This window comes from Clostridium tunisiense TJ (assembly GCF_000300195.1).
Classification (GTDB): Bacteria; Bacillota; Clostridia; order Clostridiales; family Clostridiaceae; genus Clostridium_J; species Clostridium_J tunisiense.
In genome coordinates this window covers 52978-79321 of the sequence record NZ_AMQH01000019.1, presented here as the reverse complement: position 1 = coordinate 79321, position 26344 = coordinate 52978, and the positions used below count along the sequence as shown (strand labels likewise).

At 30.9% G+C, this 26344-nt stretch carries 19 protein-coding genes; 4 read left to right on the top strand and 15 right to left on the bottom strand.

Annotation, left to right across the window (positions count from 1 at the left end):
* Positions 1-622 precede the first annotated feature (622 nt).
* The 4 genes from C661_RS0118990 to C661_RS22365 form a co-directional block, all read right to left on the bottom strand.
* Entirely contained in the window at positions 623-4081 is a 3459-nt protein-coding gene (locus C661_RS0118990; protein ID WP_017416923.1) for an ATP-binding protein, read from the bottom strand.
* Between the two features lie 251 nt (positions 4082-4332).
* Positions 4333-5538, bottom strand: coding sequence for an FprA family A-type flavoprotein (locus tag C661_RS0118985; RefSeq protein ID WP_017416922.1), 1206 nt, complete (start codon positions 5536-5538; stop codon positions 4333-4335).
* 447 nt (positions 5539-5985) lie between these two features.
* A complete protein-coding gene (locus C661_RS0118980) occupies positions 5986-6261 on the bottom strand; it encodes a hypothetical protein (RefSeq protein WP_017416921.1) in 276 nt (91 codons plus the stop codon).
* 364 nt (positions 6262-6625) lie between these two features.
* Entirely contained in the window at positions 6626-8077 is a 1452-nt protein-coding gene (locus C661_RS22365) for an amino acid permease (protein ID WP_017416920.1), read from the bottom strand.
* 597 nt (positions 8078-8674) lie between these two features.
* On the opposite strand from C661_RS22365, the gene nadA reads away from it, so the two are divergent.
* Genes nadA through nadC form a run of 3 tightly spaced genes read left to right on the top strand, consistent with a single transcriptional unit; the run spans position 8675 to position 11709 of the window.
* Positions 8675-9580 (top strand): quinolinate synthase NadA, encoded by a 906-nt coding sequence (gene nadA / locus C661_RS0118965; RefSeq protein WP_017416919.1) that lies wholly within the window; start codon positions 8675-8677, stop codon positions 9578-9580.
* A 4-nt stretch (positions 9581-9584) separates the two neighbouring features.
* On the top strand, positions 9585-10931 hold the full coding sequence (locus C661_RS0118960) for an L-aspartate oxidase (protein ID WP_017416918.1): 1347 nt from the start codon (positions 9585-9587) through the stop codon (positions 10929-10931).
* A complete protein-coding gene (gene nadC, locus C661_RS0118955) occupies positions 10864-11709 on the top strand; it encodes a carboxylating nicotinate-nucleotide diphosphorylase (RefSeq protein WP_017416917.1) in 846 nt (281 codons plus the stop codon). The genes C661_RS0118960 and nadC overlap by 68 nt, the downstream gene beginning before the upstream one ends.
* 241 nt (positions 11710-11950) lie before the next feature.
* Here the strand turns inward: nadC and C661_RS0118950 are convergent, their stop codons facing one another.
* The 7 genes from C661_RS0118950 to C661_RS0118920 form a co-directional block, all read right to left on the bottom strand.
* Positions 11951-12307 carry a DUF2512 family protein gene (locus C661_RS0118950; RefSeq protein ID WP_017416916.1) on the bottom strand — a complete coding sequence of 119 codons (357 nt, stop codon included), beginning with the start codon at positions 12305-12307 and terminating at the stop codon, positions 11951-11953.
* 149 nt (positions 12308-12456) lie between these two features.
* Complete coding sequence (locus C661_RS0118945) at positions 12457-13866, bottom strand: amidase family protein (RefSeq protein ID WP_017416915.1); 1410 nt, start codon at positions 13864-13866, stop codon at positions 12457-12459.
* Between the two features lie 343 nt (positions 13867-14209).
* Entirely contained in the window at positions 14210-15961 is a 1752-nt protein-coding gene (locus C661_RS0118940) for a methyl-accepting chemotaxis protein (protein WP_017416914.1), read from the bottom strand.
* A gap of 279 nt (positions 15962-16240) precedes the next feature.
* A complete protein-coding gene (locus C661_RS0118935) occupies positions 16241-16846 on the bottom strand; it encodes a DUF3793 family protein (RefSeq protein ID WP_017416913.1) in 606 nt (201 codons plus the stop codon).
* Between the two features lie 137 nt (positions 16847-16983).
* Positions 16984-17409, bottom strand: a complete 426-nt coding sequence (locus C661_RS0118930; protein ID WP_017416912.1) for a flavodoxin — start codon at positions 17407-17409, stop codon at positions 16984-16986.
* Positions 17410-17685: 276 nt separating this feature from the next.
* On the bottom strand, positions 17686-19968 hold the full coding sequence (gene helD / locus C661_RS0118925; protein ID WP_017416911.1) for an RNA polymerase recycling motor HelD: 2283 nt from the start codon (positions 19966-19968) through the stop codon (positions 17686-17688).
* A gap of 546 nt (positions 19969-20514) precedes the next feature.
* Entirely contained in the window at positions 20515-20886 is a 372-nt protein-coding gene (locus C661_RS0118920) for a winged helix-turn-helix transcriptional regulator (protein ID WP_017416910.1), read from the bottom strand.
* Positions 20887-21043: 157 nt separating this feature from the next.
* Here C661_RS0118920 and C661_RS0118915 point away from each other — a divergent pair, with 157 nt between their 5' ends.
* The gene (locus C661_RS0118915) at positions 21044-21670 is read left to right on the top strand and encodes a flavodoxin family protein (RefSeq protein ID WP_017416909.1); all 627 of its coding nucleotides are present in this window, start codon (positions 21044-21046) and stop codon (positions 21668-21670) included.
* Positions 21671-21777: 107 nt separating this feature from the next.
* Here C661_RS0118915 and C661_RS0118910 read toward each other — a convergent pair whose 3' ends face one another.
* From C661_RS0118910 to C661_RS0118895, 4 genes are all read right to left on the bottom strand, one after another.
* Positions 21778-21984, bottom strand: coding sequence for a heavy-metal-associated domain-containing protein (locus C661_RS0118910; RefSeq protein WP_017416908.1), 207 nt, complete (start codon positions 21982-21984; stop codon positions 21778-21780).
* 208 nt (positions 21985-22192) lie between these two features.
* The gene (locus tag C661_RS0118905) at positions 22193-24637 is read right to left on the bottom strand and encodes a heavy metal translocating P-type ATPase (protein WP_017416907.1); all 2445 of its coding nucleotides are present in this window, start codon (positions 24635-24637) and stop codon (positions 22193-22195) included.
* Positions 24638-24689: 52 nt separating this feature from the next.
* A complete protein-coding gene (locus tag C661_RS0118900) occupies positions 24690-24956 on the bottom strand; it encodes a metal-sensing transcriptional repressor (protein WP_026051124.1) in 267 nt (88 codons plus the stop codon).
* A gap of 287 nt (positions 24957-25243) precedes the next feature.
* Positions 25244-25990: a nitroreductase family protein gene (locus tag C661_RS0118895; protein WP_017416905.1), complete on the bottom strand. Its 747-nt coding sequence runs from the start codon at positions 25988-25990 to the stop codon at positions 25244-25246.
* Positions 25991-26344: the final 354 nt, after the last annotated feature.

Here is a 26344-nt window from a genome sequence, read left to right as displayed (position 1 = left end):
AAATTATTATCACAAATTTATATTATAATATACTCCACAACATTGCAATAGTGAAAATATTCACAAGTTTACAAAAACAAGTTTATATTTTTACAATTTTATCATTTTTGATTTTTAATTATTTTATTCCTTCAACAACTAAAATTAAATGATTTTTTTATAATTGACAATTCAATCTAAATAAATTATGGGGCCTTCTAAGGATTTAAAAATTAATAATTATCCCATTTTTACTAGAGTTTATATATATAAATATACCTTTTATTGTATTTAAGCAAATAAAATCAGAAATACTATTAGGGAATATTTATTATTTTCCTTAAAGAATATTGAAATAATTGCAAGTAATCCACCAATACCTTGCTAAAAATTTAACTATTTGTTCATTTATATTTCTATGGTAATTCCATTAATTTTGTCTTATGTTTTTATGAACTTATCATCAATCTTAATGTACTTTTCATTCCAACCCTTGATAACGAGTCAAACACTAATCCACTCAGCATCTTTATGGCCAAATTATTACTAACAAAAACTCCCATCTTAAAGATGGGAGTTTTAATCCACAATAATTTATAATATATTTTATATACTAAATACTCTCCTTATTCAAAATAATAGTTTATTTAGAATATATATCTGAAAACTCTATATACAATCGTTCCTCGTATTTTGATCTAGCTACTTCTTTGCTAATTATATTATGTTTTTCTTCCTCCTGGCTTAATACCCTTACTGGAAGTGAAATAGTGAATTCACTTCCTTTATTAATTTCACTATTTACAGAAATTTTTCCTCCGTGCATTTCCACTAAAGATTTTACAAGAGCAAGGCCTATACCGCTTCCTTCATTTTGCCTTGTAGTTGATTTATCTATTTGAGCAAATCGTTGAAAAATAAACTCTAATTTATCTTTAGGAATACCTATGCCTGTATCTTTTATAGATATTTCTATAAAGTCACCCTTATCATAAATATTAACAAAAATCGTTCCATTTTTAGGTGTAAATTTTATTGAATTTGACAAGATATTTAAGATAATTCTCTCTATCTTCTCTTCATCAAAAGCTATGATTTTTTCTTCCACTTCTGTATCAAAAATAAGTGTTATTTCATGGGTTTTTATGTATTCTGCTACAGATTGTGATATTTCTTCTATTATATAAACTATATCACCATTGCATAAATTCAGATTAATATATCCACCTTCTACTTTTGTTGTATCTATAAGGTTATTTATTAATCTTAATAACCTAAGAGAATTTTGGTTCATTATAGAAAAATAATACTGAATTTTTTCATCCCTTAGACTTCTTGACTTATCTAATGAGGATAATAATTGTATGGTGCTTGAAATTACATTTAATGGTGTCCTAAGTTCATGAGATATATTGGCAAAGAATTCCGTTCTCAAATTTTCATACTCAATAAGTTCCTCTACTCTTTTAGTTGTTCTTTCATTATTAAGACTTAAATTTTCCACCTGTTCATTCGCAATTGTTATCTCCTCAGTTAAACTTAAGGCTTTTCCTACAGAGTCCTTTAAGGTTAATAAGGTATTAACTCTGGAATTTAGTTCATATTTATTAAAAGGTTTCTTTAAATAATCATTAGCTCCACATTGGAAGGATAACACTAAGTTTTCTAGACTATTATCAGCAGTCATTATTAAAACAGGCAGTTGGAAAAGTGAGTAACTTTTCCTAATAACCTCACAAACTTCATAGCCTAAAAAGTCTGGCATCATCATATCAAGGATTACTAAATCTAAATCCTTATGTTCTTCTATTAATAAAAGTGCCTCTTTTCCGTTAAAAGCTTCTAGTATTATGTACTTATCCATTGAAAAATGATTTCTTAATACTTTTATATTTACATACTCATCATCAACTATTAGTATTTTATGTTTCCTTAATGTATCAGTATTTAAGTTATATTTTTCTTTATAGTTTATATAATCATTAATATTTTTACCTTCTTCTAAGCCCTTTAGGTAACTTGGATATAACATTTGATTATACTCATTATTATCATTCTTTGATACCTTATACATATGTGTTTTTTGTATTTTATCATTTTTTTTCACTTCTATATCTTCTAGTGCTCTACAGTCTACACATTCCTCCATACTTTCCTGTGTATATAAGGGAAGTGTAAAAACAAATTTGGTTCCCTTTTCAATCTTTGATGCTACAGTGATGGTACCACCATGAAGTTCTACTATCTTTTTAGTTATATATAACCCCAGTCCTGTCCCACCATACTTTTCTGAAATCCCTTCTACTTGCTCATAAAGGTCAAAAATTTTATGAATTTTCTCTTCAGCAATTCCAATTCCTGTATCTTCAACATAGACTTGCAAAAATTCATCCTGTATATTATATCCAATAGTAATTTCCCCTTCATGGGTAAACTTCACTGCATTGCCTATTAAGTTATGAAAAATCTGTTGAATCCTATTTTCATCACCAAATACATTCGGTGTATTGATATCCATCAAATTCCATATCGAGACATTTTTGTTATTGCTATAAGCCTCTGAAAACTTAATGACCATATCTACAATTTTTCTAACATTTACTGGTTTTCTTTGTAGCTTTATTTCATTATTTTTAAGGCTAGAAAATATTAGCATGTCGTTGACCAAATTCGATAACCTCTTTGCACTAGAATTAATCAAATTCAAGTCAGATATTCCATTGTAATCCAGCCCAGTACTATCATTACTTACAAGTGTTTCTGAAAGACCTATAATTCCATTTAAAGGTGTTTTTAATTCATGAGAAGTTACTGCTAAAAATTCATCTTTTAATTTATTTAATGTTTTAAGATTTTCACTTGTATCTTCAACTTTTGAAAATGCCATACCTTGACTTTCCGCTAAAACAAAATAATTTGCTAGTATAAAAGCCAAAATTCCTAATGCTGCAAATGATCCTGTTATTATAATGCTATACTCATATAAAATATCATTAATTCTTACTATAAACAAAGCAAAAAGCCCTGCTACAGCTATGTATTCACTTTGTTCATTTTTAAAATATAATTTAGAAATTTTAATGATCATATGACCAAGCATAAATAATGCAAATATTTCGAAAGGAATTATATAATCCAAGTACACACCATAGGGAAAAAATATTACTATAGCCGTATATATTACAATGGACCAATTAGATAATTTCATAAGCTTTTCTGACAAGATACCTCCATAACAGTAGTTTATAAATAAAACTATGAATGGAATATATAAATAAAAGGTTAGTACCTTTATTTTTCCTGAAATCACATATCCAAAACTAGGAAATAAGGATAATAAAAAGCCCTCACCTACAAAAATAGTTCTAATAGCAACTATTATACATACTATTGCGAAATATAGGGAAGCTTTATCTTTTCTTCTAATATGAAATATTCCCAGACTATAAATTGCAGCTATCACGGAGCACCCAAAAAGGAATAAATCAAAGGCTAATTTTTTATCTCCATAAGCTTTTATTTGATTTGAAGTTCCTAATAGTATAGTATCTATAAAACCATAATTATTATAAAAATTACTTACCTGTAAGGTAAGATATGCCTCACCCTTTTCAGTATGAAAAAAACCTAACTTTGGAGCTAGTTCCGGCACCATTTCTTCTTTATCTTTTCCTACTTTTCCGGCCAACATTACTTCATGATTATTAGCCCAAAGTTTATATGCACTTTGAATAAAGTCTATTTTGATAGAAAAGAGCTCTTCCTCATCACTAAAAAGCAATTTCACCCTATATGTACCATACCCTTGATTAGGAAATACCCCTGGAATATTAGCATACTTAAAATTCCTTAGCCCATTGTTTTCAAAATCCTTTGGCCAAAGAATTTGATTTTCATAGAACTCCCACTGACCATCCACTCTCAACATTCCATCTTCTTTAAAGCTCCATTGCCGTAAATCTAGAACCCCATTTTCAGCTGTAGGTACATCTTTGCTTGTACTATTAACATTTGCACTATTTTTAATTATTAATAACAAGATTGTAAGTGTTGCTATCAACAATACAGCAAATTTTACTTTTGTAACTTTTCTACATACCATAATATACTCCTTATCCCCCCTGTACTTTTATACTCACTACATAAATAGTTTTTTATTAGATAAATCTCCGCTTAATTATTATAACATCACATTAGTTATTATAATATATTAATTATTGCCTGACGCTTATATATTATAGGATTATTTTATTAAACTTATGCCACTGGCTACAATAATCTGAAAATTAATAAAAGAGCTATTGAAGCCAATAGCTCTTTTGTAAAATTTTTAGTAGCTTTACTTTTAAGGGACTAAACTCTCCCAATTATGAGTTTTTGGGCCATTTCAGCTGCAATATTAGTGCATGCCTGATAATTTTCCTCCTTAGGAGATGATTTTGCCTCCACAGAAATCCCTACTTGTTGCCATTTTATTCTTTGAGCAAACAAATTCAAATTAGAGACACCACCTCCACTCCAGGTAGAGGTTCCAAAAATGCCTAGATATCTATTTTTAAGTTGAGAACTTTCAATCTTATGTATTACAGTTTCCATAGCAGGAAATAACCCTGTATTGTAAGCACAACTTCCTAATATTACACCTTTAAACCTCCAAATATCACTAATTATATATGAGACATGAGTTTTAGAAGCATCATATATACGGATATTCTTAATCCCAAGCTTCGAAAGTTCCCTTGCCATAAAATCCGCCATTTTTTGAGTGTTGCCATACATAGAACCATATACGATAACAACCCCCTCTTCAGCTTCTCCCTTTGACCATAAATCATAATATTCTATAATAGTAGCTGGGGTGTTCCTCCATACAGGACCATGAGTAGGTGCAACAACTTTAATATCAACATCTGCATCTCTTAACTTTTTTAAAGCTTTTTGAACCATAGCTCCATACTTTCCAACAATATTAGAATAATAACGTCTAATCTCATCTGTGTAAAACTCTAGATTTATTTCATCATCGAAAATCCCACCATCTAAGGTTCCGAATCCACCAAAAGCATCCCCAGAAAAAACAATATTATCTTTCATGTCATATGTCATCATAGTTTCTGGCCAGTGAATCATAGGTGTTAAATAAAACTTTAGCACATGAGTCCCTAGGCTTAAGGTATCCCCATCTTCTACTATAAGGTAATTTTCCATTGCACCATAAAAGCTCTCTAAAATTTCAAAGGTTTTCTTATTACCAACTATAGTAATGTCTGGATATTTTTCAGTTACTTCTTTTATAGCTCCAGAGTGATCTGGCTCCATATGATTAATGATTAGATAATCAATAGATTTACCATTAATAAGACCTTCTATCTTCTCAATAAAAGTATCAATTTTTGTATTCTTAACAGTATCTATTATTGCTATTTTTTCATCACTAATTAAATAAGAGTTATATGAAACTCCTTTATCTAAGGGCCATAAGTTTTCAAACAGATAGGTTTCTCTGTCATTTACTCCTATGTAATACACTTCATTACTTATATTTACTGTATTTATCATGTCTTTCCCCCTATAAATTTTATTGTTATTTTTGCTTTTATTTAAACTACATTGATTGTTAATAATATAAAATTATATCTAATAACATAAATTTTTCCCAACTACTATTATGTTTATGTTTGTTATTGGCGTGCTTTTGTGTAAAATAAAAGTTATTCCTCTTAACTCCTCTACAATTTCTAATAATGTACAGGTACTATAAGTACTATTATTAATTTTAAATACTGAAGTGGTTATTTTCTTTGATATCAATAAAAATTATAACATATTTTTTCTATATTATTCCACAACTAGCGCAAAACTAACTTTCTAGTTAATATATTAATTCACTTGAAAAATTAAAAACTCTACATAATCTTATTACTAAGGATTACATAGAGCTTTTATCTAATGAAATTTTTCTTTTACTTTTATCAGTATGAATTTTTACTCCAATTCTATTTGGAGTTAATTCAAAATCAAATTTCTTTGCTTAACCTTTGCAATTGCCTCTTCAACTTTGAATAAATCGCTAATTAGAACATTAGCTGGAGATAATACATTTACCTTACCGTTATATTTCATGAAAATACATATAGCCTTTTGTTCATTACCATCTTTGTTCCAATCCACAGTACCATAAAATACGTGATAAAATATATCGCTTTGCCCACTATGACTGCTTAATACTTCCTCAAAATCAATCTCCTTATAAACTTTTCCATTCATAAGCTTTCTTTCCACAATATCCTCCAGATAAAATTAGTTATCTATTATATATTATGCGTTAGAACTAAACAATAGTCGTTATTTAATTGTTTTTTTCCATATACTTCTATATTTTAATTAAAATATTTATTACAATCCTTTCTCTCACAGCAACAAACTTTTTTCCAACTATAGGAATCGCATCTACAGATTTCATATTAGCACCAGTTTTATTATTGCATTTACTATATATTATAAAAAGAAAAAAGGTTGTAAATATAGTCTTCCAGGAAAAATACTATTAAAAACTCCACAGTTAAGAGCATTTACTCTCTTTTCTGTGGAGTTTCTTTATTAATAATTAATATCTAAGTAGCATGTACATTTCTAGTTTAAACTATTATACTGCCTCACTCTTAGATTCTTCTTTATTAGAATTTCTAGCTATTAACGGAAGTATTAATCCTAATCCTAATAGTACTACTGGAGTTAACACATTAAGTGTCATTTGGAACTTCCACTGGCTAGAGAACATTTCTACCCCTTTAGGGAACATTCCCATGATGCAAGCAAAAGCTGTAAATCCAAAGCACCATAATCCCACTATGAAACCAACTGTTTTATTTTTAGTAAATTTGTAAGTTGATTCGAATCTTCCTTCTGCAGCCTTCTTTAATGCCATATAAGCAAAGAATACCCATAAGTATCTTAATGGCATAACTACCGCATTAAGTCTTAATAACCAGTTAAACAATGATGTCATGTCGCCTATTCCAAAGGCTGGAACTATTATAAGAATTCCAACAAGAACAGCTGTCATTTTATAACCATTTACTGGTGTTCCATTTTCATTAACTTTTGTTAATGCTTTTGGTATAAATCTACTATCAACGTCAGCTAATAAAACTTTTATTGGCGCATCAATTGAGAAAGCTAATGCAGAAATTTGTGCCATCATATTAGCAAGGGCATATATTACTAAGAATAGATTGCCTACTCCATAGTATTGTCCTAATTTTTGGAATGAGTAATAAGCACCATTCATCATTAAGTCTTTTGGAATGTTGTTTGGATCAAACATCATTCCCATTGCAAAAGTTCCAAGTAAAGCTGTAACAGCTACCATCACTGCAAGTGCTATCATTCCTTTTGGGAAATCTTTTGATGGATTTTTCATATTGTTAACATATGGTGATATCTTTTCACATCCACCAACTGCAAATACCAATATAGCTAAGCTTGTTAAATACTCAAAATTAAAATCTGGCATAAGGTTTTTCATGCTAAAATCAATGCTAAATGTTTGAGCATCTGTTATTGCAGGTGCTGCTATTGCTAATACTACATAAAGAAGGGACATAACAAACATTGATGTTCCTGCTATAGTACCAATTCTTTTTATTGAGCTTACTCCTTTAGATGATATCCATAAGAATGCTAGGAATATAACTAAGCATATTAATTGTAATACCATTGGATTCATACTCTTTACTAAACTACCATCTTGTTTAACAGCCCATCCTAGAGCAATTAATACTCCTTGTGGTTTTTGAGCTAAGTAAGGAACGTGAACTACCCAGTATGTCCATCCAGCTAAAAAAGCTAATTTAGCTCCAGAAGTTGTTCTAATCCAAGAACTAACTCCACCTTTGCCCTCTTTAAAAGTTGATCCCATTTCCCCTACCATAAGAGCATATGGTACAAAGTACAATGCGAACATTAGTATCCATGAAATAACTACTTTCATACCTTGGGTTGCAAAACCGTTTACTACGTTTCCAAATCCCCAAACACTTACAAAAGCCATTAATGCAAGGTTATTCCAACTTAATTTTTTGCTGTTGTCTGACATGGAACTCTCCTCCTCAAAAAAATATTTTTTAAAAATACCGAATAATTATACCAATCATTTCGTTGTTTTATATGATAGCATGGTTTTTTTTACTTTACAATGACAATTTTGAACACGTTTTTTTATTTTTTAGTATTATTCTATATTTTTTGACAGAACAAAATTATCAAACTTCAATTGATAGGTATTCCTATGTATTTATTAATAAATAATAATTTAAATTAAAACAAATTTAATATTATTGCTATTTTTATACATAATATATAATTTCAATTCCAAATTCACTATAGAATAAGAAACTGAAGTTATTACTATAATTTTGAAATTCTTGAATATATTTAATTTGATTTAAAATATTCAAATAAACAACTTTTCAAATGTTTAAAATTTTATTTTTTTTAATATTGCGTATTTTAAAATTATACTGATTTGACTCATTTTTTAACATATTACCTATCTAATTATTCTATTATCAAATGTTACCTGTGTTTTTAGATCCTTATTATATTTTTACCAAGGTTGCTATACTAACCTATCGATGTTATAATGTTTACAAGTGTATATACACTTGTAAACTAAACTATGGAAGTGATATGTATGTCATTATTAGAAAACATAATTAAACTGAAGAAAGAAAAAAAAGCCCTAATTTTAGCCCATTATTATCAACGGCCAGAAGTCCAAGATATTGCAGATTACGTGGGTGATTCTTACTACTTAAGTAAAATTGCTAAAGATTCGCCAGAACAAATAATAGTATTTTGTGGTGTGAGATTTATGGCCGAGAGCGCTAAAATTCTGTCTCCTGAAAAAACTATTCTTCTGCCCGCTTTAGATGCTGGCTGTCCTATGGCTGACATGGCTGATGGAGAAGCTCTTTTAGAATTGAAAAAGGAGCATCCTAATGCTGCTGTTGTTTGCTATATAAATTCTACTGCAGAAGTAAAAGCACACTGTGATGTTTCTGTCACTTCTTCAAATGCAGTTAAAATTCTAAGAAAATTGGACAAGGATGAAATTATATTTCTACCAGATAAAAACCTTGGTTCTTATTTAGCAGAACAAATGCCTGATAAAAAATTCATACTCTGGCCTGGCTTTTGCATAACTCATAGAAAGGTAAATCCTTCTCATATTCTGGACATAAAAAGAATAAAGCCTGAAGCATTGGCACTTGCGCATCCTGAATGTGAAAAAGAGGTGAGAGATATATCTGACTTTATTGGAAGCACCTCCGAAATCATTGAATATGCAACTAATAATAGCTCAAGGGATTTTATCATTGTAACAGAACAAGGTGTCCTCCACGAACTAAAAAAGAGAAATCCTAGTAAGAACTTTTATACCCCTGGTAGCACTATGACCTGTGTAAACATGAAAAAAACAACCCTAGAGGATGTATATGAATGTCTTCTAGATTTATCTAATTCTATTGAAGTAGATGAGGAAACTAGAGTTGGAGCTCTAAACTCCTTAGTTAATATGCACAATTATGCGAGGTAATAAAATGGACATTTGTACTGATGTATTAATTATTGGAACAGGTGCTGCTGGACTTTACTCTGCTCTAAATCTAGATGAAAAACTAAATATCCTTATGGTTAGCAAAGGACTTCCTACTGAATGTAACTCTTATTTAGCTCAGGGTGGAATTTCTGTGGCTGTTGACCAAGAAGATGTCACTCCCTTCATTGAAGATACGCTGAAAGCAGGTAATTTCAAAAATCAGCGTGAAAGTGTAGAAATACTTTGTAGAGAATCTATAGAAACCTTGGAAAACTTAACTAACTTTGGTACGCCCTTTAATAAAGAGGAGAACCAAATATGCTATACACGAGAGGGTGCTCATAGTAGGCCAAGAATAGTTTATTGCAAAGATAACACAGGAAAGCATTTAGTTGATACCCTGCTAAACAAGGTAAAAAAGAAAAAAAACATATCTTTAATGGAGCATTGTCAGGTAGTAGATCTAATCACTGAAGGTAATTTATGCTTAGGTGCTGTTCTTATTCAGGGTACAAAGCAATTAAATATTTTTTGCAAGTCAGTTATTTTAGCAACTGGCGGCATTGGAGGTCTATTTAAAAACTCTACTAATGAAAGATCTATTACTGGTGATGGGTTATTTTTAGCACTAAAGCACCATATTGAGCTAAAAGATATTTCCTATATTCAATTTCACCCTACTGCTCTATATAGCAATGCTCATAATGGAAGAAGATTTTTAATTTCTGAATCCTTAAGGGGTGAAGGGGGCAAACTTTATAACTTTAATAAAGAATATTTTGTTAATGAACTTTTGCCTCGAGATGTTGTAAGTAAGGCCATTGAAAAAGAAATTCATACTCTAGGTGTTCCCTATGTCTATTTGGACATATCTCATTTACCCTCAGAATATGTGAAAAGCAGATTTCCTTCTATCTATAAAGAATGTCTACTTCAAGGAATTGATATAACTAAAGCTCCAATTCCAGTATCTCCAGCACAACATTACTTTATGGGTGGAATTAAAGTAAATATGTTGTCTGAAACATCAATGACAAATCTTTACGCCGTTGGAGAAACTGCATGCACCGGAGTACATGGAAGTAACAGGTTAGCTAGCAACTCCTTACTCGAAGCTTTAGTTTTTTCTAAAAGAGCTGCAATAAAAATTAATACTCAGGCTTCTAGTATTACTGTTAAAGTAAAAAAGGTACCAAAGATAGTATCAAAAATTGATACCATCGAAACTTATTCTAGAAAAGTTGTTATAGAAGAATTGAAAAGGAGGGCACCACATTTAAATGATGAATTATTCAGTTATAGACAAGATAATATTAAATGCACTAGAGGAGGATATGCCTTGGTATGATATATCCACCTCAGCTATTTTAAAAGAAGATACTCAATGTAGTGTTCAATTAATCTCTAAAGATACAGGTATTATAGCTGGACTTGTGATATTCAAAAGAGTGTTTGAATTACTAGGAAAAGTTGAGATAAAGTTCTATAAAGAAGATGGGGATAAGGTTAATAATGGAGAACTTATTGCTGAGCTTTCAGGCTGCACTTCAAATATACTATCAGGTGAACGTACAGCTCTTAACTTTTTACAGCGAATGAGTGGTATTGCTACCTTAACTTCAAAATTTGTCTCCCAATTAGAAGGTACAAGTTCAAAGCTTTTAGACACCAGAAAAACTACTCCTGGTCTTAGAATACTCGAAAAATATGCAGTTAAAATTGGTGGAGGCTATAATCACAGATTTAACTTATCTGATGGAGTTATGCTAAAAGATAACCACATTGCAGCAGCAGGTGGAATCAAAAAGGCTGTGGACTTAGTTAGATCAAAGGGATGCTATGGAAAACAAATTGAAGTGGAAGTAGAAAACTTAGATATGGTAGAAGAAGCTTTAGATGCAAAGGCTGATATTATAATGCTAGATAACATGAATATTGAAACAATGAAAGAAGCTATAAGAATAATAGCTAAGAGAGCAATCAGCGAATGTTCTGGTAACGTTAACTTAAAAACTATTAAAGACATGGCATTAACGGGAGTAGACTACATTTCCGTAGGTGAGCTTACTCACTCCGCAGATATTTTAGATTTCTCAATGAAAAATTTAGTTATTAAAAATAAGTAGCTCACATTTAATCTTTTTATATTTATATATCATATGTTTTATTTACAATACTCATAATTATACATTATATGTTTGTTAAATATAAGCAATTCTATTTGATAACTTTATTGAAACTTATATATTATTATAATATTTCCTATAAAAGGATCAAAATATTTGAGATTTAATAATTAAAAGGCTAGGACTATAAAACAAATAAAACGTCCTAGCCTTTTAATATTATATTTATTAAACCATTCTATTATTGTTCTCTACTTAGAAAAACATTATTAGCCACGTATTTGTGAAAAAACCATTCTCCTGCTCCTACCACTACTGCGGCTATCAATGAATCTGTTAGTGATATTCTACTAATATTCCAAGCATAATTAAAAGCATAAATAGTAACTAAAGTTAGCCCAACATCTGCTATTGTTGCTATAGTGTTATTTGTCATAGAGAGTACAAAAATATCTCCTACAATATAAGCCAAAATTGTTACAGTTGCAGCTATATATAAGATGTCAGTGAAAGTTAGGGTTGTTAACATACTAAGAACCACTTCTAAAGCAATAGCAATCATTGCAAACTTTATAAGCAAAGCAATAATATGCCTCATTCTTTTCACCTCCCTCCAAAACTTTCAAGTAAAACTATTATTCCTCTGTTAAGAAAAAGTATCCCCTAGAAAACTGTAGGCAAACCTAGTAAAACCTCTATACAACGGATTGTATAGAGGTTTTTATTTGAAAAACTTTTATTTATAACTTAAATTAATGGACTTTTCCTCTTATTATATGCACACTCATAAGCATAAGCATAAGATAGCAACTTATCTTCCGTAAATCCAGTAGCTGTAAAGGTTAAGCCTATAGGTCTATTATCTTTTGTATATCCAGCTGGGACTGTAACTGACGGATATCCAACCTTTGCCGCAATACCAACCCCACTTGTATTTAAAAAAACTAACGCATCTAACTTATATTCTTTTACTATATAATCTATTTCTCTTCCGTAGCTTATACTACTTCTTAGAGTATCTTGGTACTTTTCATCATAGTCCTTTTGCATTTCCAAACATCTTTCAAATATTCTTTGATCATAAGGAACTCTCTCTAGAAGATTTTCCGCATTAAATTTAACTATCTCCTCTAAAGTTTTCACAGGAGCCAAGTCTCCTAAAGTTTTAAAGTATTCCTCTAAAGCCTTTGGAAACTCATAGAATAAAACATCCCCATTTATTAAGTGATTTTCCTTAGGAATATGCACTTCCGTTATTCTTGCCCCAAGTTTTTCTAATTCCTTTACAGCAGTTTTAAATATCTGCTTTGTTTCCTCATCTTCATAATCATCAAAATTACACTCTGGAACTCCTATCACTGCTCCATTAAGTGAGTTTTTATCCAATATTTCTAAATAGTTAGGTACAGTTCTTTTCTCCAAGTCATAAGTCGTCTTATCATTAATATCTTTACCACTAATAATACTCAAGGTGATTGCCGCATCCACCACATTTCTTGTTATTGGTCCTGCAATATCTTGTGTCCACGATATTGGAATTATACCGTATCTACTTACAAGCCCTACCGTTGGTTTTACTCCTACCACTGAGTTACTAGAGGCTGGACTTATAATTGAACCTGCAGTTTCTGTTCCTATGGCAATCTGACACAAATCTAAAGCAGCAGCTACTGCAGATCCAGAGCTTGAACCACCTACATCAAAGTTACCATAAGGGTTTTTAACTTTGCCTCCTAATGCGCTAAATCCATTTGGGGAATCTTCTGAAATGAAGTTTGCAAACTCAGAGAGATTTACTTTCCCAAGAATTACAGCTCCTGCTTCTCTTAGCTTGTCTACAATAAAAGCATTATAACTTGCATATAAATCCTTTAAAACAATAGACCCAGCTGTAGTATGAAGATTGTAACAGTTAGTATTTATATTGTCTTTTAAAAGTATAGGAATTCCATGAAGTAAACTTCTTTTTCCCCTTATCTTTTTATGATTATCCAGCTCTTCAGCAATCACCAGTGCCTCCTCATTGATTTCTAAAACGGCATTATAATTTGCATTGTACTTTTTAATTCTTTGCAAATAATACTTCGTAAGTTCTACTGAAGTTAACTTCCCACTATCCATTAGCTCTTGAATTTCAATAATATTTAAGTTTTCCATTTTTCCCCCCATAATAAACATTTTTTCTTATCCTATAAGAATTTATTCTTATAAAGTTATTAATATATTAATAAGCTTTTTATTCTCATGTTAAAACACTCTACACATCAATAATAAATTCCTTAGAATAAGTTCTTCCCCTATATACATTATATAGGAAAACAACGATGCTCTATATAGTTAAATTCATATAAGAAAAAGATGTTATCTATCTTCAGATAACATCTTTTTTAACAATCATATATTACATTATATTAAAATTTTAGTTTAATATAAATTTCTATGCCCTTTAAGTAGTTTTTTGCTTCATCACTTAACTCACTAGAATGATTATTTAATAAATTTATACTTTGAATTCTTGTACCAATTCATTTAATTTTTCTGCTAACTGTGCCTGACTTTGTGCAGCTTTTGCAATTTCCTCAATAGCTACAGTACTTTCACTTACTCCGCCCATTATTCCTTCTGAGCTTGAAGCTGCTTCTTCAGTAGTTGCCGACACATTTTGAATAGCCAAATTAATTTGTTCAATTGTGTTAGACATTTCATCTGTTGCTACTGCAATTTCTTGAGCCATTATGTACAGAAACTTTGCATCCTCTTCATACCGCTCACCAGTTTCCACCATAGTTTCATAATCCTTCATTACATTTTTATCTATATAAATCAAAGTTTCTTCAGCACTGTTAGAAAGTTTTTCAAAGGCAATTCTAACTTGATTTACTACCTTTTGAATACTAGCCACAGTACTAGAAGATTGTTCCGCTAACCTTCGTACTTCCTCAGCAACAACAGCAAAGCCCCTGCCTTGTTCTCCTGCCCTTGCTGCTTCAATAGCCGCATTTAATGCAAGTAGATTAGTTTGTTCTGCTATTGCTCCAATAGATTCTGTCATCACTGTAATTTCTTCAACTACTTTTCCATCCTCAATTGCTTCTTTTACCTTATTAAATTTCTCTCTGTAAATTAACTTAGAGCTTTCCATAGAATCCACGCCATTATTCTTAACATTAATTGCGCGGTTTTGTATTTCCTTAGAAGATTTATATCCCTCTTGTGCTCTATTAGCTAGCTCTTGCGTTGTAGCACCAATTTCTTGCATAGAAGCACTAATCTCCTCCGTTGATGAGCTTACTTCTTCAGTACCCCTCACAATTTCTGATGTTGCCTCATTTACAAACTCCATTTTTGCCGAAACTTCTTCTAGGGTTGCTGATAATTCTTCACTTGTAGAACTAACGTCCTGAGCTCCTACATTAATTTCCTTAATTAGACTTCTAACATTCTCCATGGCCTTGTTTATTGATACTTCTACCATACCTATCTCATCATGAGATTTAATTTCTATGTTTTGGGTTAGGTTTCCGTCACCGAACTCTTTAACAAATCCAACTACTCTTTTTAATCTTTTATCTATACTTGTTGCTAAGTAAGCTCCAGTAGTTATTGCAACAATAACACCAACTGCTATTGCTACTATCATAAAGTAAAAAGATTTTAAATAAATGGAGTTATTTACGGTTTTTAATCTTTCACTCTCCTTTAAGTTAGCTGATATCATTTTTGTTAAAGCATTTTCCAATAATGTACTTTGACCCAACAACTCAAAATCATATAATCTTCTAGCTTCTGCATAATTATTTGATTTAACTGCTTCAATAACTTTCTCTCTTGTTTCACCATATTTCGTTAACTCTGGTAAAATTCGTTCCTTATAGATTTCTTCTTCCTCTTTTGTCTTGTTTGGTATAGCCTCTAGTTCTTTAAAAAGCTTATCATTTAAAGCTACAGTACCTGAAATATCTCCTAAGTAATCTTGGATTTTATTTTTTTGACTTTCATCTAAAATACTAACCATATTAACTCTTATAGCTAAAATATTATGCCTTATGTATGTACCTTTCTCAACAGAAGCTAATTTACTATCTGATATTACCTTTCCATTGTTGTTAACCCGCCTCATTGCTAAAGTTCCTAAGGTACCTATTGCTCCTATAAGCAAAGACATAAGAAGAAATCCAATTACTAACTTCATCTTAATAGTTAATTTACTTTGCAATCCAATATTACTCCTCTTTTGTTTTAACCTTTTCATTAGTTCATCCCTTTCTAGTAGTATTTAATAACAAGTACGCTAAAAGTTTCTTGTTAATTTTAAAATCACTTTACTTTCTTAATCGTCTGATTTTAGTAATGCTTTATATATCCTAGTATTTTTTTCTGTTTTAATTTTGGAATTATTCAAAATTCTTATATTTAATAAAGTAATAACCCTCCAACTATCTTAACTTTTGTTTAAACAAAAAACATGCTAGATTTCTCCAGCATGTTTTTTGCTTAAAAATAGCGTAATAATTTAAACACTATTCTTCTTTTATAAAGCTATAGTTCTTAATCTATCTATACCTTCATAGAGTATATTTAAAATTTCTACTTTAGCTTCATCATAATACTTAAAGGTTTTTAAAGCATTCTCTTTATTATGATAGACTTTCCAATATCCGCATAACAAACATTCCTTATAAGGATTTGTTATAAATTCCTTAACATCCTCAAGAGGAAAACCTAAGAATATCCCTAATTCATGAGGGCAGACCAACTTGCTATATCTCGCTTTTAAGTTTTTTAAACTCTCTTCTAAACTTTCATCTGGCCTATACCCTAGCTCAATTAAAAACTTTGCATTATACTCCTCTTGAATTTTTTCTAGCAAAAACTTCTCATCATAGAACAGCACTACAATTGCCTTCTCCGTCTCTTTTAAATCAAAGGCACATATATTTAGTTTTTTTGTAACTTCCGTCCTATAAACCTTCCAAAGGTGTGCCATATTTCTGTGATTATCACATAAGGTTACAGTGGTAGCAGCTTTTAGCTTTTTTAAGGTTGGTGCAATATTATAAGCAATAATACTTACCATATAATCGATATCATTTAATAAGTTCAAATTCTCTCTAAAGTCTTTTGCTGCTAATTTCACTATAACCACTCCTTATTGATTGTTATCTCACTTATATTCTTAAACTGAAGTTAAAAACTATTGATTGACCTAACCTGACTTTTCAAGCGTATGATTATGTTAATGATCTATTTTATTAATGCTTAATCACATAATTTTTACTGAGCTATTTTTTTGCCTAGTTCTACACACTCTTCTTTTTTGTCTTCATCTGGCTCATAGTTTGCAATAATGCAATCTAATTGAATTACTGCTCCATAACTAAGCATTCTTTCTTCCCAATCTCTCATCCACTGTCCATCTCCCCATCCGTAAGAGCCAAATAACACTATTTTCTTGTTTTTAACATAATTTTTTATTTCTTCAATAAAAGGTTCCATTTCGGATTCCTCTAAAATTTCATCTCCCATCGATGGGCAACCAAGAGCAACAACATCTGCTTGCTCTATATCTTGGATAGTTGCCTCTCCTACCTCTTTTAATACAACCTCTGAACCCTTACTTTTTGCTCCGGCTTCAATAAATTCTGCCATAGTTTTTGTATTTCCTGTACCACTCCAATAGATTATAGTAACTTTACTCATATTAAACACCTCTTCGTAATTAATTGATATTGATTATCATTTTCGTTAACTAAATTATATTCTTGTATTTTCCAAATGTCAATAATCTTCTGCAAGTTTTTATTAAAATATGAAATTAAATTACATAGCTACCAATTAAATGACTGATTAATAAAATTAACCCCCTATGAGATTTCTTCATAAGGGGTTAATTATGATTTTGAATTAAATTTTTAGTTATATATTTTATTTAAAAGCCATTACATATTAAGTAGTTGTTATTATTAGTAATTTTATTTACAACTGAAGCATCTCTGCTTTTTCTCCAACTGAGTAAATATAAAGCCTGTGGAGTGGTCTTGTCATTGCTACATAAAGAAGTTTTACGTCTAGTGGATCTTTAGTAAAAGTTTTTTTACTTGCATTAGCAATAATTACAACATCAAATTCTAGACCTTTTACTAAATAACTTGGTATTAACACCACACCACCTGAGTATTGACTCTCACTTCCTGTAATTACTTCAACATTTAACTCATACTTTCTTAATTCTGTTTTCAAATTTTTACACTCATCTAAAGTCTTGCAAATTATTGCTACTGATTTAAACCCTTCTTCTAGCACAGCGTTAACCTTGCTTACAATTCCTTTTGATACCTCACTTAGATCGTGTTTTTCGAATATTGTAACAGGCTCTCCGTGTCTGATTACTGGTTTAGGATTAGGAAGGTTTGAATCTTTTAAAGAGTTTATAACTTTACTGGCGGCATCCATGATTTCAATGGTAGTTCTATAACTTTGCTCTAAAGTAAGCATTTGAAAGTTATCTTCTCCAAAAACTCTTTTTGATACCTGTTCCCAATTGTTTATTCCTCTATAGGAGTATATACCCTGACATAAATCTCCCAGAACTGTGAAAGAATTTCCTCCAATTAATTTTTTTAATATAAATAGCTGGAATTCACTAAAGTCTTGAGCCTCATCTATTACTACATGTCTTACTGAAATTTTGTCATCCAGTCCTTGAATTTGCTCCTTTATATACATCAATGGAGCTAAATCCTCCATTTCAATTGTATTACTTTCTATGCTTTTCAGTGTTTCAACTCTTAAATCCTTAGCTACTTCTTCCTTAATATAGTTCATAGTAAATTTATTAAATATAATCTCATCCATAAGGAACCTTTTATAATATTCTATTGGACTTAGTATTTTAAATTTATTTAAATATTCCCTTACTATGGTTTTAGATTTTTTTCTTATTTTCTCCACAAGAGCATCTCTGGTGTCTGCAATTTTTATAATAGATTTTCTCCTTTTATCGCAATCCCCCATTTCATCCTTTATAGCTTCTATCCTCCCATCATACTGTCTTATTACTTCTTCTATAATAGATTCTTTGTTTTGTCTTAAGGTATTTACTAAGGTTTTTTTGATTTCATTAATCCTTTTTACCATTGGTAGATGTTTATATTCTACTAAAAACATTTCCCTTATTCTTTCATATTTAATTAAAGTGAAAGTTTCTATAGTAAAATCTCCATTTGGTATTAGGTTATCCTCTATAAGCTTAATGTATCTATTTATAGAGTCTTTAAAATCCAAGGAAGACTTAAAGGTAGAATTTAACTTTATTAAATTGTTTTTCTGTTGGAAATCTTTATGATTATTATTTATTAAAAAAGAAAGTTTTTCATTTGAACTTTTTAATTTGAGCTTCTTTCCAAGTATACCAAGAGCAAAATCCTCAAAGGTAGTTTGTAATACATTTTCTACACCTAAGTCAGGAAGCACTTCTGAAATATAGCTTAAAAAGAATCTATTAGGTGCGATTATCATGAAGTTTTTTGGATTTAAAGTACTTTCGTAGTTATATAGAAGATATGCTATTCTATGGAGAGCTATGGTGGTTTTTCCTCCACCTGCAGCACCTTGGACAACTAAAGGTTTCCACATATCTGCTCTGATTACTTTATTTTGTTCTGCTTGAATGGTTGAAACTATATCCTTTAACCTATTATCTTTACTTGACCCTAACGCAGCTTGAAGAAAATCATCATTAGTAGTTATATCTATGTCATATATTTCTTGTAGTTCAGCTTTTTCAATGGCATATTGCCTTTTTAGTTTTATTTCACCTTTTATTTCCCCATCAGCACTTTGGTAAGATGCCTCACCCAGCCTTCCTTCATAGTAAAGAGTTGCAACAGGAGCTCTCCAATCAATTATAATCAGTTCCTGATCACTGTCTCTCATTAAGGATACTTTGCCAATATATAAATCTTGTTTTATTTTTGCCCCTTCTTCCACAAAATCCACTCTTGCAAAATAAGGTTTTGAAAGACTCTTATCAAGATTTTTCAATTTCTGTGATAAGGATTCATTGATGTTCTTATTTATCACTAGTTCATTGAATTGCTCAGCATTATCTGAGTTGTAGTGACTTAAACCGTACTCAACTTCCCTATCTATTCTTAGTTTTTCTTTTAGCACACTACTATTATAATTCTTTAAATATTCAAGTGTATAGGCTAATCTTTCAACCTCGCTTTTATATTCCGGATGACTATGTGCAGACATTCTAACACCTCACATTCTTTTAAGTAAATTGAAACTTATTTAAATTATTTTTCTCTCCAACTACCAAATTTTTCTGCCAACTATTATATTTTACAGTATTAAACAAAAAACATAAAACTCTCAATAAAGCCAATTCTCTTGAGCTCCTACTAAGTTACAAGAGAAATAGATAAAAAGTCCATTTTTCATTTATTTACTAGTTTTTCCTTGACAATGTGATGATTTTGTTATATGATATTAATATAAGTTATTAGTAAAGTTAAAATAATGAATCTATATAAAAAAACGACTATTTTTAGTTGTTTTATTTTTTTACATTAATTTATTAACTGTAGTGTAAATTGATTTTCTATATTCATGGTTGTGAAGCTAATGTATTATAAAACATGTAGAAAATTTATAAAAATAAAAACTATGTAAGAAATCTTACATAGTTTTTCCTTTTATAAGTAACTGTTTCTTCTATCCCATGTTTTTTCTCTACTCTAATATATTGTAAAAGATTACACAGTAGTATTTAATAGTTATAACTTTACACTTATTATCTCACTTAACATTTAATTCACTTTCATAATTGCACATTCTTTCATAATAACCTTCCCCCCATTGACACATCATCCTTAAGATAGGCATTAAGCTTTCACCTAAATCTGATAAAGAATATTCTACCTTTGGAGGTACTTGAGGATATACTTTTCTTTCAACTAAACAATCACTTTCTAGTTCCCTTAATTGTTGTGTCAGCATTTTTTGAGTTATTTGGGGTAGAAGTTTTTTTAACTCATTAAATCTTTTTGTTCCCTTAGTTCCGAGATGCCATATTATAATAGGTTTCCACTTGCCTCCTATTAAATCCATTGCTATCTCAAAGGTACATGCATACTCTTTATTCTTAATATTTAAAACACATCTATCCATGATTGCATTTTCCTCCTTTTTTAAGTATCTTTTTAGGAACTATACCACAAAAAAGTACGTACTTGTATGTATAACACTTATATTCTAGAATATTATCATAGATTAATAAAAGTATCAAATTTAATAACAACTTTTATCAAAAGCGAGGTATGATAAAATGAAAGTATTACTTATTAACGGAAGTCCTAGATTAAAAGGATGTACTTATACTGCCTTATGTGAAATAGCAAAGGAACTAGAAAAAGAAAATATTGAAACTGAAATTTTCCACATAGGAAACAAACCTATTCGTGGCTGTATGGCTTGCGGTGGCTGTTATAAAAATGATAGTAATAAATGTGTTTTTAATGATGATGTAGTAAATATTGCTTTGGAAAAAGCAAAGGAAGCTGATGGATTTATTTTTGGTTCCCCAGTTCATTATGCTGGAGCCTCTGGTGAAATAACTTCTTTCTTAGATAGATTCTTCTATGCTGGAAGTGGCTTTGAATATAAACCTGGTGCTGCAATTGTAAGTTGCCGTCGTGGAGGTTCAACAGCAGCTCTTGACCAACTAAACAAATACTTTACTATTTCCCAAATGCCTATAGTATCCTCTCAATACTGGAATATGGTTCATGGAAATACTCCAGAAGAAGTAAAACAAGATTTAGAAGGAATGCAGGTTATGAGAACTTTAGGTAAAAATATGGCCTGGCTTTTAAAGTGTATTCAAGCGGGTAAAGAGTACGGTATTGCACTCCCAGAAAAAGAAGAAAGAGCTAGAACTAATTTTATACGTTAACATAATGTCCTGAAGCTTTCGATTCAAATGCTTTTCAAAAATTAAAATGCAGCCTTTTTAAATATGTTACTATTTAAAAAGGCTGCATTTTTTATAGACAATTTATATTAAATATTTTCTATTTTAACCACTTCATAGCCCGCATCCTCAATTGCAGCCTTTATAGCCTCATCTGATGCCTCACCTTCAGCTGTTGCTGTTTTTGTAGCTAACTCAACCTTCACATCTGTAAGTCCTATTTCCTTTAATGCATTTGTTGCGTGCATAACGCAATGTCCACAACTCATTCCTTCGATTAATATTTTTTTTGCCATTTTAAATCTCCTCCAATTAAATATTTTTATTTTTGAAACATGGAAGCTTTAACTAAAGTTTTTCCTCCATATTATCATACTTTTTAAATTAAATAGTTATTATTTTCATTTAGTGATTATCTTAGGAAGGGTATCTTATTCCAGTGAAAATTGATACACCTAGAATTCTAGCTTTAAGAACCTTTGATTTCCCTCCTTTAAAGCTTACTTAATTAAGTGGTTTGAAACCTTTAAGTCTTAATGCATTTAAAAGAACTGAAACTGAGCTAAAGCTCATTGCAGCACCTGCTATCATTGGGTCAAGAAGCTTGCCTCCAAAGATATACCATATTCCCATAGCTATTGGAATACCAAGAGTATTATAACCAAAAGCCCAGAACAAATTCTCCTTAATATTTTTTATTGTCTTTTTACTTAGATCAATTGCTGTTGGAACATCCATAAGGTCACTTCTCATTAAAACTATATCAGCTGATTCTATAGCTACATCTGTACCAGAACCTATAGCAATTCCAACATCTGCTTGTGCAAGGGCTGGTGCATCATTAATACCATCTCCAACCATTGCAACTTTCTTGCCCATTCCTTGAAGTTTTTTTACTTCACTTGCCTTATCTTGGGGTAATACTTCTGCAAGTATCACATCTATTCCAACCTGCTTAGCTATTGCTTCTGCAGTTCTCTTATTGTCTCCTGTAATCATGGCTACTTCTATACCCATTTTATGAAGTTTTTCTATAGCCTTTTTACTGCTTGCCTTTACAGTATCAGCAACTGCAACTATTCCATTAATCTTACCATTTACTGAAGCATACATTGGTGTCTTTCCTTCATTTGCTAGTCTATTTGAGGTTTCTTCTAGATTATCTAAGGATATATTACTCTCCTCCATAAGTTTTCTATTTCCGAGTAATATTTGCTTTCCATCAATTACAACCTGTATTCCCTGTCCAGGGATTGCCTTAAATCCTTCTACTTTTTTTATTTCTAAATTCTTTTCTTCTGCCGCTTTAACTATAGCTTCCCCAAGAGGGTGTTCAGATCCTTTTTCTGAACTTGCAGCAAGTTGTAAAAGATAGTTCTCATCTATACCTTGTACTGTAACAATATCAGTTACCTTTGGTTTACCTTCAGTAATTGTACCAGTTTTATCAAATACTATAGTTTTAATTTTATGTGCTGTTTCAAGAGCCTCACCACTTTTTATTAAAACTCCATATTCCGCACCCTTGCCAGTACCCACCATTATAGCAGTAGGGGTTGCAAGTCCTAGAGAACATGGACACGCAATTACAAGAACTGATATAAATATTGTTAGTGCAAAAGTTCCTGTTTGCCCTGAAAAATACCAAGCAAGGGCCGAAATAATTGCAAGTACAATTACTACTGGTACGAAATACCCAGAAATAACATCCGCCATTTTTGCAATAGGTGCCTTTGACCCTTGAGCTTCCTCAACCAACTTTACTATTTGAGCTAAAGCCGTATCTTTGCCAACTTTTGTAGCTTTATACTTAATGAAACCAGCCTTATTTATACTTGCACCTATAACCTTGGACCCAACATTCTTTTCTACAGGTATACTTTCTCCTGTAAGCATAGATTCATCAATAGATGTACTTCCTTCAACAACTTCTCCATCAACAGGTAGCTTTTCTCCTGGCTTTACAATAATTACATCGCCAACTTCCACGTCATCTATAGGAACTATTTCCTCTATATGATTTTTTATTATAGTAGCAGTTTTAGGTGCCAATCCCATGAGCTTTTTTATAGCCTCAGAAGTCTTTCCTTTTGTAACTGATTCAAGATATTTTCCAAGAGTAATTAATGTTAGTATAACCCCTGCCGATTCAAAGTATAGATTGTGAGTGTAGTGATGATTTCCAATTAAAATCTTATATACTCCAAATACGCTATACAAATAGGATGCTGAGGTTCCTATGGCAATTAATGAATCCATATTAGGGCTACCCTTGACTAAGGTTTTAAACCCTACTTTAAAAAACTTATTTCCAACCATAACAACTGGTGTAGCAAGAATAATCTGTAAAATAGCAAAGTTTACAGCATTAGTTTTAGGATCTATTATTTCTGGTAGCTTCAACCCAATCATAGGTCCCATTGCTACAATTAATAAGGGGATAGTAAACACTGCTGAAATCACAAATCTTTTCCATAGCGCTCTCATCTCTTCTTCTTTTTTTACTTTGTCTGTATCCACGGTAACTTCTTCATCTATAATTTTATAGCCCGCTCTTTCTACACTTTTCTTTATATCTGATATTCTAACCTTTGAAGAATCAAAAGCTACATTCAATTTTTCAGTTGCAAAGTTAACACTAGCCTCATTAACTCCATCAATCTTTTCTACTGCTCGCTCCACTGCCTTTGCACAAGATGCACAAGTCATACCCTCTATTTTAAAGTATTTACTGCTTTCTTCATTAACTGCGTTATAACCAGCTTTTTCAATAGCATTTTCTAACTCTATCAAAGATATCTTTGATCCATCAAACTTTACAGTAAGCTTTTCTGTTGCGAAATTTACTGATGCTTCACTTACACCATCTAACTTCTTAGCTGCTCTTTCAACAGCTTTAGCGCAAGAAGCGCAAGTCATACCTTCAATCTTTATAGTTTTTTCAATCATTTTGCCCCTCCCTCTTAATTCAAAATCTCTTAGTTATTAAATAGCTAACTTCTTATCTATTTGTTAGCTTAGCAATAATACTCATTATTTCTTCTACTTTCTCACTGCCATCGTTATTTATAATGGCATCTTTTACACAGTGATTTATATGTTGCTCTAGAATTAACAAGTTTGCTTTCTTTAAAAGTCCTTGAGCAGCAATTATTTGATTTGATATATCAACGCAATATCTTTCATCTTCTAACATCTTTATAATTCCTTCAATTTGTCCTCTAGATGTTTTCAATGCTTGAAGTGCTTTCTTTTTTTCGTTGTTCATTTTATCACCTTCATTCATTATCACTACCCCCTTGGGGGGTGTCTATAAATTAATAATACTCTCCATGTTCTAATAAGTCAATATATGAAAATTCTTATAGAAAGAAGTTTTCCCCTAATTATCTTTGTTTTTTCCATTATATCTACGAATTCCACTCATTTACACCCCCTAGGGGTGTATTTCAGCAACCGTATAACTTATTCATTCAACTAAAAAGGGCAAGGAAGTAGTACTTTCTCGCCTCTTTCAATGTTTTTAATTATCACTTATAAGTTAGCTAAACTACATTATTTTATTCTAAACTTCTTAAGATATTCCCCTGCTGATCTATTCATTTCTAAGGAAAAATCAGACATATATTTACGATTACAAAGAGCTTTGATCCCCTCGCTAACATTTTTATTTGCTACCCCTGCCTTTTCATTTCTTCCTTCATGCATCTGTATGTGTTCTTCTCTTGATAGTCTACGATACTTATTTTCATAGACTATATACTGTTTTTCAAAACGCACAGGTTTTTTTCTGTTTTTTTGTCCTTCAGTTGGATATCCATAAACCAACATAGCCGCAGGTAAAACGTACTCTGGAAGGTTTAGCAACTCTCTAATAGTTTCACAATTCTCGATAATATCTCCAATATAGCATGAACCAATTCCTAAAGATTCAGCAGCGACCACAGTATTTTGAGCCGCAATTATAGCATCAGCACATGCAAGAAGGATATCTCCCTCCCCCGGTGTTCTTGGATTACAATTTTCTAATTCAAAAGCATCGTACCATCTTTGGTAGTCTGCAAGAAATATAAGCACTAACGGAGAGTCAGCAATAAAAGGTTGATTGTCGCATTCTATGGATAATTTTTTCTTTAATGTTTCATCGGTAATGTCTAGTATACTATAGAGCATCATTGCACCAGCCGTTGGAGCTTCAAAGGCAGCATTTAGAATTTCTTTTTTTAACATAGCTTCAATAGGCCTATCTTCAAATACTCTCATAGATTTTCTGCTTTTTATTTGTTGTAAAACTTCATTCATAACATAATCCCCCATATAATAATTTAATTTCTGGTAGTTAGCCCCTGTTTAAAAAACATATTCATACCATCTTTAATTATAATTATATACCATAATATCCAAATAAAAAATTAAAATTGCATTAGTGTTATAACTTATTAGATCCTAAATATATCTTTATTAGTGTAACCCACCAATAATAACACAAATAAAAAGTCTAACATATAAAATTAACTTTAAATGTTAGACTTCTGAATTATTTTACTTTAATTTAACTATAAATTTTTTCACACATACGCCTACTTCACAATTCAAAATTGTCATAGAAAAAACTCTTGTAAGATTATATAGTTTACTATCTTAACTAGTTCACTT